Annotated in this window: 12 protein-coding genes; 6 read left to right on the forward strand and 6 right to left on the reverse strand. The window is 68.7% G+C overall.

The window, feature by feature from the left end:
* A partial coding sequence (locus DBR34_RS21750) for a Bax inhibitor-1/YccA family protein (RefSeq protein ID WP_219928250.1) occupies window positions 1-305 on the forward strand: 305 nt, incomplete at its 5' end.
* Between the two features lie 47 nt (window positions 306-352).
* On the opposite strand, the gene DBR34_RS09300 is transcribed toward DBR34_RS21750, so the two are convergent.
* The 6 genes from DBR34_RS09300 to grxC form a co-directional block, all read right to left on the reverse strand.
* Window positions 353-1,114 carry a sulfite exporter TauE/SafE family protein gene (locus tag DBR34_RS09300; RefSeq protein WP_128096575.1) on the reverse strand — a complete coding sequence of 254 codons (762 nt, stop codon included), beginning with the start codon at window positions 1,112-1,114 and terminating at the stop codon, window positions 353-355.
* 26 nt (window positions 1,115-1,140) lie between these two features.
* Window positions 1,141-2,049, reverse strand: coding sequence for a LysR family transcriptional regulator (locus DBR34_RS09305; protein WP_128096576.1), 909 nt, complete (start codon window positions 2,047-2,049; stop codon window positions 1,141-1,143).
* 57 nt (window positions 2,050-2,106) lie between these two features.
* Window positions 2,107-2,850: a cysteine hydrolase gene (locus DBR34_RS09310; RefSeq protein ID WP_128096577.1), complete on the reverse strand. Its 744-nt coding sequence runs from the start codon at window positions 2,848-2,850 to the stop codon at window positions 2,107-2,109.
* Between the two features lie 202 nt (window positions 2,851-3,052).
* The gene (locus DBR34_RS09315) at window positions 3,053-4,060 is read right to left on the reverse strand and encodes an isocitrate dehydrogenase (protein WP_128096578.1); all 1,008 of its coding nucleotides are present in this window, start codon (window positions 4,058-4,060) and stop codon (window positions 3,053-3,055) included.
* Window positions 4,061-4,291: 231 nt separating this feature from the next.
* Entirely contained in the window at window positions 4,292-4,684 is a 393-nt protein-coding gene (locus tag DBR34_RS09320; protein WP_128096579.1) for a carboxymuconolactone decarboxylase family protein, read from the reverse strand.
* Complete coding sequence (grxC, locus tag DBR34_RS09325) at window positions 4,681-4,980, reverse strand: glutaredoxin 3 (RefSeq protein ID WP_038690174.1); 300 nt, start codon at window positions 4,978-4,980, stop codon at window positions 4,681-4,683. Before grxC ends, DBR34_RS09320 begins: the two co-directional genes overlap by 4 nt.
* Before the next feature lie 153 nt (window positions 4,981-5,133).
* Here grxC and DBR34_RS09330 point away from each other — a divergent pair, with 153 nt between their 5' ends.
* The 5 genes from DBR34_RS09330 to ppx all read left to right on the forward strand — a co-directional run.
* Complete coding sequence (locus tag DBR34_RS09330; protein WP_128096580.1) at window positions 5,134-6,774, forward strand: M48 family metalloprotease; 1,641 nt, start codon at window positions 5,134-5,136, stop codon at window positions 6,772-6,774.
* 134 nt (window positions 6,775-6,908) lie between these two features.
* Window positions 6,909-7,598 carry a phosphate regulon transcriptional regulator PhoB gene (gene phoB / locus DBR34_RS09335; protein ID WP_038690178.1) on the forward strand — a complete coding sequence of 230 codons (690 nt, stop codon included), beginning with the start codon at window positions 6,909-6,911 and terminating at the stop codon, window positions 7,596-7,598.
* A 199-nt stretch (window positions 7,599-7,797) separates the two neighbouring features.
* Entirely contained in the window at window positions 7,798-9,138 is a 1,341-nt protein-coding gene (gene phoR, locus DBR34_RS09340) for a phosphate regulon sensor histidine kinase PhoR (protein WP_038690180.1), read from the forward strand.
* On the forward strand, window positions 9,135-11,216 hold the full coding sequence (gene ppk1 / locus DBR34_RS09345; protein ID WP_128096581.1) for a polyphosphate kinase 1: 2,082 nt from the start codon (window positions 9,135-9,137) through the stop codon (window positions 11,214-11,216). Before phoR ends, ppk1 begins: the two co-directional genes overlap by 4 nt.
* A 172-nt stretch (window positions 11,217-11,388) precedes the next feature.
* The coding region (ppx, locus tag DBR34_RS09350) for an exopolyphosphatase (protein WP_128096582.1) at window positions 11,389-12,570 on the forward strand (1,182 nt) is incomplete at its 3' end.

Below are 12,570 nucleotides of genomic sequence, written 5' to 3' on the forward strand. Positions count from 1 at the left end.
AGCTCGGCGTGGTCGCCGCCACCGGCGGCATCGCGCTGCTGTACCTGGCCTCGTTCGTGCTCGGCTTCTTCAACATCAACATCCCGATGATCCATGAAGGCGGCTGGCTCGGTATCGCCTTCAGCCTGTTCGTGGTGGTGGTGGCCGCGCTGAACCTGGTGCTGGATTTCGACTTCATCGAAACCGGTGCCGAAGCACGCGCGCCGAAGTACATGGAGTGGTACGGCGCGTTCGGCCTGATGGTGACGCTGGTGTGGCTGTACGTGGAATTCCTGCGCCTGCTGTCGAAGATCCAGCAGCGCTGAGCCACCCGGCCGGCAAGCAACACGGGGGCGCCTTCGGGCGCCCTTTTTCATGTCCCCGCGTGGCGGGCCAGCAAGGTGGGCAGCGCCGAAGCCAGCAATGCCACGCCCGAGGCGGTGAGCAGGCCCAGCACGATCTGACGGAAGCGCGCTTCGCTGATGCCGATGTACAGGCGCGCGCCCAGCAACGTGGGCACCAGCATGGCGGGGGCGACAATGGCGAAGTACGGCAGCATCTGCCGGGTGACCACGCCACTGCCCAGGTAGACGCCCATGGTGACCAGCAGCATGGACAGGTTGAAGTTCTGGATGACCGCGCGTTGTTCGTCCTTGCCGAAACCACGCAACGTGGCCCAGAGCGTCGGCACCGGCCCGGCGAAGCCACCGATGCCGCTGAGCACGCCACCGGCCATGCCGGCCACCGTATCGCCCAGGCGCCCACCGACGGTGACAGGCGGCAGCGAACGCGCCATCAGCATCACCGGGCACCACAGGGCAAGAAACCCACCGAGCAACGCCTTGAACCAGGCCATGTCCAGGTGCGGCAACACCGCCACGCCCAGGGGAATGCCGACCAGGCCACCCAGCACGAACGGCAGCAGCAGGCGCAGGTTGAACCCCCGCCGCACCGTGAACACGGCCAGCAACTGCCCCACCAGCGCGCCGAACACGGCCAGCGTGGCGGCCAGCCGCGGGTCCAGCGCCCAGGCCCAGAACGACATGGCCACCATGCCGAACGCAAAGCCGGACAGGCCCTGCACGAATCCCGCCACGATCGCGCCCAGCGCGACCACCAGATACACCGACTCCATCCATGCTTCCCGTTGCTGGGCGACCGCTAGACGGCCGCGCCGACCTGCCCAGCGTAATGCGCGGCCAGGTAGTCCACCAGCGCGCGCACTTTCGGCGCCAGCGAACGTGCGTGCGGATACAGCGCGAAATAGCGGCGCTCACCGGCATGCCAGCCCGGCAATACATGGATCAGGCGACCGGCGCGCAGGTCGTCCTGCACGGTCAACGCGGTGAACAGGCTGATGCCCATGCCGGCCCGCACTGCGGCATACAGGGCGGGCGTGGCATCCACGCGCAGCCGTTGGCCGGCCTCCACGCTGGCCTGCGCGGCACGCGGCCCCTGCAGGTGCCACGGGGTACTGGCGGCGCCGGGCTGGAACGCGAGCAGCATGTGGGCCTGGAGATCCGCCACCTGGCGCGGCAGACCGTGCCGGGCCAGGTAGGCCGGTGCAGCCACCAGGATGCGCGGGCAGCACGCCAGCTCGCGGGCCACCAGCTGGCTGTCGGGCAGGCGGGCGGCAATGCGCAGCGCCATGTCGAAACCGCCCCCGACCACGTCCACCAGCTGGTCGTTGGCCGACAGGTCCAGGGTCACCTGCGGATAGCGGGCCAGGAATCCCGGCAGCCACTGCGGCAGTTCCTGGCTGGCCACCACCTGCGGCACGCTGATGCGCAGGCGCCCGCTCGGCGCTGCCTGGCCGGCGCGGGCGCGGTCGTCGGCCAGTTCCAGCCGCTCAAGCAGGGCCACCGCGTCGCGGTAATAGTCGCGCCCGGCCTCGGTCAGCGACAGCCGCCGGGTGGTGCGATCGAGCAACCGGACCTGCAGGTGCTCTTCCAGCTGCCGCAGTTGCCGCGACAGGGAAGAGTGGGTGGTCCCCTGCCGCTCGGCGGCCGCACTGAAGCTGCCGGCCTCGACGATGGCGCGCAGCGCGCGCAGGGCGGCGAAGTGGTCCATCGACAGGCAGCTCCGGGCAGGTGGCGGGACCCGCCGGGTGCGGGTCCCGCCAGCTTATCAAGCGCCGTCGCCGGCCTGGCGCACCGGCAGGGCCAGGATCGCGTCGGTGGTCATGACATCGCCGAACGCATCCTCGATCTGCGCCAGCGATGCCTCGTGCAGTGCGCGGTGACCGATGCGCGTGCCGTCGGCCAGGTCCAGGTCGCGACTGGCGCTGGCATCGGACGCCACGAGGACGCGATAACCGCGCGGCGCGGCCGCCGCGTCGCGGGCGGCACCGACGACGCAGGCATGCGTCTGCAGGCCGGTGATGATCAACGTGTCGATGCCGGCCTGCTTGAGCACCGTGTCCAGCGCGGCGGCCGAGGCGCCGGCGAACACGCTGACGTTGTCCTTCTGGATCACGGTTTCGCCGCTGCGCGGCTGCATGTCGCGGTGGAAGGCGGCGTTGACGCTGCCCTGCGCGAACAGCGGCGCGCCCGCCGGCAGCACATGCTGCACGTGGATGACGCGGATGCCGTGGGCATCGGCGAAGTCGACCACGCGGCGGGTCTGGCGCAGTGCGGCCATGCCGTCGGGAATGACCATGCGGCCGCCGGCGAAGCCGGACGCGGCACGGGCATCGAAATATTCGTTCTGGAAATCGATCACCAGCACGGCGGTCTTGCCCGCGTCCAGCGCGGCGGCCGCGGGCGCGCCGGCCAGGTGGCGGATGGTGGGATGCGACGGTTCGGCGGCAACCACCGGGGCGGTGGCAGCCATGCCGATCAGGCTGGCAAGGCCGAAGGCGGTGAGGTTCATCGTGGTGCTCCTGTGCGTTGAAAGTGGGCACAGGATGCGGCGCGTGCCACGCACGAAACAGCCCCTTTCGCGCACACAATTTGCGCACATTTCGCACAAATAGTTCGAGGGCGGCGACGACTGGGCCAGCGCCGGCAGGCCCCAACGCAACGGGGCGCCCGAAGGCGCCCCGCTGTGGACTCTGCCGATGTCGACCGACCGCTTACAGACGGCTGGCGATGGCCTGGGCGAAGCCCATGGTGTTGCCGGTGCCGCCGAGGTCGCCGGTCAGCGAATCCTTGGCTTCCAGGGTGGCGACGATGGCCTTGCGCAGGCGCTCGGCGTTGTCGGTCTGGCCGACGTGGTCCAGCATCTGCGCGGCCGCCAGCAGCAGCGCGCACGGATTGGCCTTGCCCTGGCCGGCGATGTCCGGCGCGGTGCCGTGCACGGCTTCGAAGATGGCCGCGTGCTCACCGATGTTGGCACCCGGGGCCAGGCCCAGGCCGCCGACCAGACCGGCACACAGGTCGGAGATGATGTCGCCGAACAAGTTGGTGGTGACGATGATGTCGAACTGTTCCGGACGCATCACCAGCTGCATGCAGCAGTTGTCGACGATCATTTCCTGGAACTCGATCTCCGGGTACTTGGCCGCCACTTCGCGCGCCACGGCCAGGAACAGGCCCGAGGTCGACTTGATGATGTTGGCCTTGTGCACGGCGGTGACCTTCTTGCGGCCGGTGCTGCGGGCCAGCTCGAAGGCGTAGCGCACGATGCGCTCGGAGCCCTTGCGGGTGATGCGGGTGCCGGAGAAGGCGGTCTCGCCATCGGCCGACACTTCCTGACCTTCGGCCAGGTAGGCGCCTTCGGTGTTCTCACGGACGGTGATCAGGTCCACGCCGTCGCCGAAACGCGACTTGGTGTTCGGGAACGACACGGCCGGGCGCACGTTGGCGTACAGGTCGAAGTGACGGCGCAGGCTGACGTTGATCGAGGTGAAGCCGCCACCGACCGGGGTGGTCAGCGGGCTCTTCAGGGCGATCTTGTTGCGTGCGATCGATTCCAGCGTGGAAGCGGGCATCAGGTCGCCGTGCTTTTCCAGCGCGACCAGGCCGGCGTCGGCGTCTTCGTATTCAAAGCCGGTGTCCAGCTTGCCGAGCACGAACAGGGTAGCGTCCATGATCTCCGGGCCGATGCCGTCACCGCGGATGACCGTGATTTTCTGCGTCATTGATGTGTATTCCGAACCGAGGGGGAGCGCCGTCCGTCAGCTACGCGGAGCACGGGCGCAAGGGAAGTTTCATCGGCAATTATGCCTGACCCGCCCAACGGACCCAAATCCGCCATTGGTGGTAGGCAGCCACCGACCGTTGGTCGGTGGGCACGTGCTGTCGAACATGAACGGATACCCGCCGGCGCGTCGCCGGCGTCATCCGGAGGGGGCCGCACCGCGGCCCCGCCCTCAATGCTCGTGAACCGCCGGCGCGGCGGCACCGCCTTCAAGCTGGTCGAGGAAGTCGACCGCGCGGCGCAGGTGCGGAATCACGATGGAACCGCCGACCACCAGGCCGACCGAGAAGGTCTCGAAGAATTCCTCGCGGGTTACCCCGGCGTCCTTGCACTGGGCCACGTGGTAGCTGATGCAGTCATCGCAGCGCAGCACCATCGAGGCGACCAGGCCCAGCAGCTCCTTGGTCTTCACATCGAGGGCGCCGGCCTGGTAGGTCTGGGTGTCCAGCGCGAAGAAGCGCCGCACCACCTGGTTGGGCTCGCCCAGGATGCGCTGGTTCATGCGCTGGCGGAACTCGGTGAACTCGGCGATGCGGTCCTTGCTGCCGTCGTCGGACGCGCTCACGCCTGGCCCTCGCCGGCCAGCAGCGGTTCCAGCTTGCCGGCCCGGTGCAGGGCCATCATGTCGTCGTAGCCGCCCACGTGGACGTCGCCGACGAAGATCTGCGGCACGCTGGTGCGGCGGGTCTTGGCCATCATCTTGTCGCGCTCGACCGGGTCCAGGTCGATCCGCACTTCGGTCCAGTCGCGCCCCTTGCTCTTCAGGAAGTTCTTGGCGGCCACGCAGTACGGGCAGACGGCGGTGGAATAGATGGTGATGGCGGGGGCCCCACCCGGGTTGGACGCAACATCTTGGCTCACGGGAAACTCCACGGACAAACGAGTGTCTGTATATGGTAGCTGGCCGCTGGTTTTTCCACGTCATGACCGCAACACTGTGGATTAACCGCAGATTGGCATGGAGCCTGTCACGCTGCCGCCTGGTCCCCCGCCCCGCCTGTTCTGGAGCTTCGATTGCGCCCTCTGCTGCTCTCCGCCGCGCTCACCCTCGCCCTGGCCACCCCGTTGGCCTCGGCCCAGGACGCCAAGCTGCCGGACATCGGGTCGTCGGCCGGTGAACTGCTGACCCCGGCCCGCCAGGCCGAATACGGCGGCATGATGCTGCGCGAGCTGCGCAACTACGGGTTCCTGCTGGACGACCCGCTGGTGGACGACTGGCTGCAGAACATCGGCACCCGGCTGGGCTCCAACAGCGCCCAGCCGCGCCAGTCCTACACGTTCTTCATGCTCAAGGACCGCCAGATCAATGCGTTCGCCACGCTGGGCGGCTACGTGGGGGTGAATGCGGGCCTGGTGCTGACCGCCGAACGCGAGGACGAGGTGGCCGCCGTGCTGTCGCACGAAATCGCCCACGTCACCCAGCAGCACGTGCTGCGCGGGGTGGAACGCGCCCAGCGCGACCAGATCCCGATCCTGCTGGGCATGCTGGCCGCGGTGGTGGCCGCACAGCAGGCCGGGGGCAGTTCGTCCGGCGATGCGACGATGGCCGCGATCACCTCGGGCATGGGCCTGATGCAGCAGCGCCAGATCAACTACACCCGCAGCAACGAATCCGAAGCCGACCGCCTGGGCATCCGCACGCTGGCCCGCAGCGGCTACGACGTGGATGCCATGGCCGGGTTCTTCGAACGCATGTCCGCCTCGATGCGCGGCAACGCCGGCGGCTACTCGGTACCCGACTTCCTGCAGACCCACCCGGTCAATACCACCCGCATCAGCGAGGCCAAGGCCCGCGCCGAGCAGATGAAGAAGGACACCGTGCTGCTGACCACCGAGGTTCCCGGCGGGGTCCGCCAGGAACGGGTGAACCCGGCCGACCCGGCGCTGTCCGACCCGATCGTGCGGCGCGGCAACCCGCTGCTGCCGGCCTCGATGCAGCTGTCGGTGAACGCCCTCAGCCGCGGCGCCAGCGGCCAGTTCGAGTGGGCGCGCGAACGCCTGCGCGTGCTCAGCGCCGATACTCCGGGCGACGTGGTGCGCGAGTACGAAAACCTGCAGCGCGCGCAGAAGAACGGCCTGAGCCCGGCGCAGCGCTACGGCCTGGCCCTGGCGCGGCTGCGCAACAGCGGCGCCGCCCAGGCCCGTACCGACCTGGCCGCGCTGCTCGGCGACCATCCCGACAACCTGTGGGTCGCGGTGGCGCTGGGCCAGGCCGAATCACGCGCGGGCCAGCCCGCCCAGGCCAATGCCCGCTTCGAGACGCTGCTGCGCCAGCACCCCGGCAGCCGACCGGTGGCGCTGACCTACGCCGAGATCCTCAACGAGCAGGGCGGCCGCGAGGCCGGCCAGCGCGCCCAGGCCATGCTGCGCCCGCTGCTGTCGCAAAGCGGCAATGATCCGGTGTTCCAGCTGCGGTATGCCCGGGCCAGCGAATTGGCCGGCGATACGGTGCGCGCCAGCGAGGCCTACGCCGAGGCGGCCTACCTGAACGGCCGACCGGAGCAGGCCCTGATCCAGCTGCAGGCCCTGAAGAAGCAGCCCGGCCTGGACTACGTGGGCCGCGCGCGGGTGGATGCGCGCATCGAGAGCATCACCCCGACCGTGCTCGAAATGCGCCGCCAGGGCGTCCGCGATCCGGAACTGGAACGGCGCTGAGCCGGTAACAGGGCTCCGACAGATGACCGGGGCATGGCAATCGGCATAGATCGCCGCCCGGGTCGTCACAAACATGTCATGAAACCGTAGTCTACTGGGCTCAATCCCGGTCTGATAAGCAATACGGTGCGCACGTGCAGAAACGCATTCTGATCGTCGATGACGAACCCGCGATCCGCGAAATGGTCGCCTTCGCCCTCCGCAAGGGCGACTACGACCCCATCCATGCCGGTGATGCGCGCGAAGCGCAGACGGCGATCGCTGATCGCGTCCCCGACCTGATCCTGCTGGACTGGATGCTTCCGGGCACCAGTGGGCTGGACCTGGCCCGTCGCTGGCGCAAGGAGGCCCTCACCCGCGAGGTGCCGATCATCATGCTGACTGCCCGCGGCGAAGAGAACGACCGCGTCGGCGGCCTGGAAGCCGGTGTCGACGATTACGTGGTCAAGCCGTTCTCGGCCCGCGAACTGCTGGCCCGGATCCGCGCGGTGATGCGCCGCGCCCGCGACGATGACGAGGACGGCAGCGTGGCGGTCGGTTCGATCCGCATCGACGGTGCCGCCCACCGCGTGTTCGCCGGCGACCAGCCGGTGCCGATCGGCCCCACCGAATACCGCCTGCTGCACTTCTTCATGACCCACCCCGAGCGCGTCTATACCCGCGCCCAGTTGCTGGACCATGTGTGGGGCGGCAGCGTGTACGTGGAGGAGCGCACCATCGACGTGCACATCCGCCGGCTGCGCAAGACGCTTGAACCGTTCGCGGCCGAAAACATGGTGCAGACCGTGCGCGGTGCTGGGTACCGCTTCTCCACTTCGACCTGATTACCGCCTGCCTTCTGCTACGCTCGGGTTGCTCCAGCAGCGGGGCAGAGCCCCGCTCTACGATTCGGCAGCGGGGCAGAGTTCCGCTCTACGATTCGGCGGGGCAACGATTCAGCGGGGCAGAGCCCCGCTCTACGCTGGAGCAGCGCCCCGCTCTCCCCCGGATCACGCCGGGGACCGCACCTTCCGCGAGACCGCAATGCCGCGCCACATCCGTTCTGCCTGGTTGAAGACACTGGCCACCCTCGCCCTGCTGCTGCTCGCCGCCGGCGTGCTGGGGCTGCTCACCGGCCATGTGTGGATGTGCATCGCGCTGGCGTCCATCGGCGCACTGGCCTGGCATTACTGGCGGCTGCGCCGGGTGCTGCGCCGGCTGACCGCCCGGCAGCGCTGGGATATGGGCGGCGGCAACGGCGTGTGGAACGAACTGGACCGCCTGCTGTACCGCAATCAGCTGGAAATGCGCACGCGCAAGCGGCGCCTGCTGGACATGCTGCGCAGCTACCGCGCCGCCGCCGCCGCCCTGCCCGACGCGGTGGTGGTGGTGGACCGCAACAGCCAGCGCGTGCAGTGGTTCAACGAAGCGGCCACCTCGCTGCTCGGCCTGCACCATCCCGGTGACCTGGGCGAGGCCCTGGTCGAGCGCCTGCAGCCGATGCCGCTGGCCCACTGGCTGGCCGGCGGGCGCAATGCCGAACCGATCCTGGACGTGCCCTCCCCGGTCGACCCGGCGATCCGGCTCAACCTGCGGCTGATTCCCTACTCGCCGGACTACTGGCTGCTGATCGCCCGCGATGTGAGCAAGCTGCTGCGGCTGGAGCAGGTGCGCCGCGACTTCGTGGCCAATGTGTCGCATGAACTGCGCACGCCGCTGACCGTAGTGCACGGCTACCTGGACATGATGGAGCCGGAGGACTTCCCCGGTACCGGCCCGATGCTGGAAGAAATGCGCAAGCAGTCCCAGCGCATGGCCCAGCTGGTGGAAGACCTGCTGACCCTGTCGCGGCTGGAATCGCAGGAACATACCGAAGAAGAAACCGTGGCGATGGCGCCGATGCTGGCCACGCTGCGCCGCGAGGCCGAAGCGCACAGCCAGGGCCGCCACCAGATCAGCGTGATCGACAGTGCCGGGGTCGACCTGCAGGGTTCCAACAAGGAACTGCACAGCGCCTTCTCCAACCTGGTCACCAACGCGGTGCGCTACACCCCGGCCGGTGGGCGGGTCGAAGTCGAGCTGGCCCGCGAGGGCCAGGGCGTGGTGCTCAGCGTGCGCGACACCGGCTATGGCATTCCCGCCACCCACCTGCCGCGCCTGACCGAACGCTTCTACCGGGTGTCCAGCAGCCGCTCGCGCGAAAGCGGCGGCACCGGCCTGGGCCTGTCGATCGTCAAGCACATCCTGGGCCTGCACCATGCGCGCCTGGAGATCCAGAGCGAGGTCGGCAAGGGCAGCGTGTTCGCGTGCCACTTCGATGCCGACCACGTCCGCGAGCGCGCCGACGCGGCCTCCCTTTCCTCTTCCGAAGACCTTTCCGCATGAGCACTCTCGTTCCCATCGCCGTGCCTGTGGACAACGATCCACTGCGTGACCCGGCGCTGTACATCAACCGCGAGCTGTCGCAGCTGGATTTCAACTTCCGCGTGCTGGCCCAGGCGATGGACACCCAGGTGCCGCTGCTGGAGCGGCTGCGCTTCATGTGCATTTCCTGCACCAACCTGGACGAGTTCTTCGAGATCCGCGCCGCCGCGGTCCGCCATGCGCAGGAGTTCGGCCTGCCGCCGGCCCCGGATGGCATGACCCCGCAGGCGATCCTCAACGCCATCCATGACCGTGCCGCACAGCTGGTGGACCAGCAGTACCGCTGCTGGAACGAGACCCTGCGCCCGGCACTGCACGAGGCCGGCATCGACGTGCTTGGCCGGCACTCCTGGAACCACCGCCAGAAGCGCTGGCTGCGCGCCTATTTCCGCAACGAGATCATGCCGGTGCTGTCGCCGCTGGGACTGGATCCGTCGCACCCGTTCCCGAAGATCCTCAACAAGTCGCTGAACATCGTGGTGGTGCTCAAGGGCACCGATGCGTTCGGCCGCGCCGGCCACCTGGCCATCGTGCGCGCGCCGCGCTCGCTGCCGCGCATCATCCAGCTGCCGGAAAAGCTCGGCGGCGCGCAGACCTATGTGTTCCTGTCTTCGGTGCTGTCGACCTTCGTCGATGAACTGTTCCCAGGCATGGAAGTCCAGGGGGCCTACCAGTTCCGCGTGACCCGCAATTCCGAGCTGGTGGTGGACGAGGAAGAGGTCGAGAACCTGGCGCTGGCACTGCGCGACGAGCTGGTCGATCGCGGCTACCGGCCGGCGGTGCGGCTGGAGATCGCCCAGGACTGCCCGCGCGACATCGTGCGCACGCTGCTGCAAAACTTCGGCCTGACCGAGAACGCGGTGTACCGCATCGACGGACCGGTCAACCTCAACCGCGTGATCCAGCTGTACGACCTGCTGGCCCGCCCCGAACTGAAGTATCCCCCGCTCAGTCCGCGCGTGCTGCGCGACGGCGACGGCATCTTCGACGTGGTGGCGCGCAAGGACGTGCTGCTGCACCATCCGTTCGATGCGTTCACCCCGGTGCTGGACCTGATCAAGCAGGCCGCGGTGGACCCCAACGCGCTGGCGATCAAGCAGACGCTGTACCGCACCGGCAAGGATTCGCAGATTGTCGATGCGTTGATCCAGGCCGCGCGCAACGGCAAGGACGTCACCGTGGTGGTGGAACTGCGCGCCCGTTTCGACGAAGAAGCCAACCTGGGCCTGGCCGACCGCCTGCAGGAAGCCGGCGTACAGGTGGTGTACGGCGTGGTGGGCTACAAGACCCACGCCAAGATGCTGCTGATCGTGCGCCGCGAAGGCCGCAAGCTGCGCCGCTACGTGCACCTGGGCACCGGCAATTACCACAGCGGTACCGCGCGCGCGTATACCGACCTGAGCCTGATCACCGCCGACCCGGACATCGGCAACGACGTGCACCTGCTGTTCCAGCAGCTGTCCGGCCTGGCGCCGCGGACCAAGCTCAAGTGCCTGTTGCAATCGCCGTTCACCCTGCACCCGGGCCTGCTGCAGCGGATCGAACGCGAGACCCGCCTGGCCACCAGTGGTCGTCCGGGTCGGATCATCGCCAAGATGAACGCCCTCAACGAGCCGCAGGTGATCCGTGCGCTGTATGCCGCGTCGCAGGCCGGCGTGCAGATCGACCTGATCGTGCGCGGCGCCTGCACGCTGCGCCCGGGCGTTCCCGGGGTGTCGGACAACATCCGGGTGCGCTCGATCGTCGGCCGCTTCCTGGAGCACAGCCGGGTTTACTGGTTCGGCAACGATGGTGCCGCCGAGCTCTACTGCGCCAGCGCGGACTGGCTGGAGCGCAACCTGCTGCGCCGGGTGGAAACCTGCTTCCCGATCCTGGACCCGGAGCTGGCACGCAAGGTGTACCGCGACGTGCTGCAGAACTACCTGGACGACAACCTCAACGCCTGGCAGCTGCAGGCCGACGGCAGCTACCTGAAGTGCACCCCGGGCCATGACGAACCGCCGCACGCGGCGCAGATGGCGTTGATGCAGGGGCTGTAGGGACCGACCGGGTGATGTCCCCCGCGTGCCGGGCAACGGTGCGCACCCGGCGGGTCACGATTCGCGCATCGGCGGCCGCCGGTCCCCCCTTCGATGCGACCGGTCGTCGCAGCCTGCCCATGTGAAGGGCGCGCGGTGACTTCGCGACCCACCCTTCGGCTAACATTCGCAAATGCCGCATACCTCCACGACTCCGCCCGCCCTGCAGGATGGCGACCTGCTCGCCGCCATCGACCTGGGTTCCAACAGTTTCCACATGGTCATCGCGCGCTACACGCTCGGGCAGCTGCGGGTGGTCGACCGCCTGCGCGAAACGGTGCGCATGGCCGATGGCCTGGACGGCAAGGGCGGCCTGTCCGCCGAGGCGCGCCAGCGCGCGCTGGAATGCCTGGCGCGGTTCGGCCAGCGCATCCGCGCCATTCCCTCGGTCCGGGTACGCGCGCTGGCCACCAACACCGTGCGCCAGCTGCGCTCGCCGCAGGCCTTCCTGATGCCGGCCGAGACCGCGCTCGGGCACGCCATCGAAGTGGTCAGCGGCCGCGAAGAGGCCCGCCTGATCTACCTGGGCGTGGCCCACGCGCAACCGCCCAAGCCGGACCAGCGCCGCCTGGTGATCGACATCGGCGGCGGCTCCACCGAATTCATCATCGGCCAGGGCATGCAGACCCTGGAGCGCGAAAGCCTGCAGGCCGGCTGCATCGCCAGCACGCGCCGGTTCTTCCCGGGCGGCAAGCTCAGCCGCAAGCGCTGGAAGGACGCGCTCACCGAGATCGGCGCCGAGTTCCAGCAGTTCGCCAACAAGTACCGGGCGCTGGGCTGGCATGAAGCGCTGGGCTCGTCGGGCACGCACAAGGCGATCAGCGAGATCTGCGCCACCATGAAGCTGAGCAAGGGCGCGATCACCGCCGAAGCCCTGCCACAGCTGCGCGACGAGCTGCTCAAGGCCAAGCGCATCGAAGACATCAACCTGCCCGGGCTGTCGGCCGACCGCCGGCCGATCATCGCCGGCGGCATCCTGGTGCTGGAGGCGGCCTTCCAGGCGCTGGGCCTGCAGAAGCTGCTGGTCAGTAAGGCGGCCATGCGCGAAGGCATCCTGTACGACATTCTGGGCCGCGCCAGCGAAAACGACCTGCGCGACGAATCGGTGGCCGCGCTGACCCTGCGCTACGGCATCGACATCGTGCAGGCCGACCGCGTCGAGCACACCGCGATGAACCTGCTGGCCCAGGTCGAAGACAGCTGGGCGCTGGACCCCGACGACGCGCGCATGCTCGGCTGGGCCGCGCGCCTGCACGAGCTGGGCCTGATGATCGCCCACAGCGGTTACCACGTGCACGGCAGCTACGTGCTGGAG

This window comes from Stenotrophomonas sp. HMWF003 (assembly GCF_003061285.1).
Taxonomy (GTDB): Bacteria; Pseudomonadota; Gammaproteobacteria; order Xanthomonadales; family Xanthomonadaceae; genus Stenotrophomonas; species Stenotrophomonas maltophilia_AP.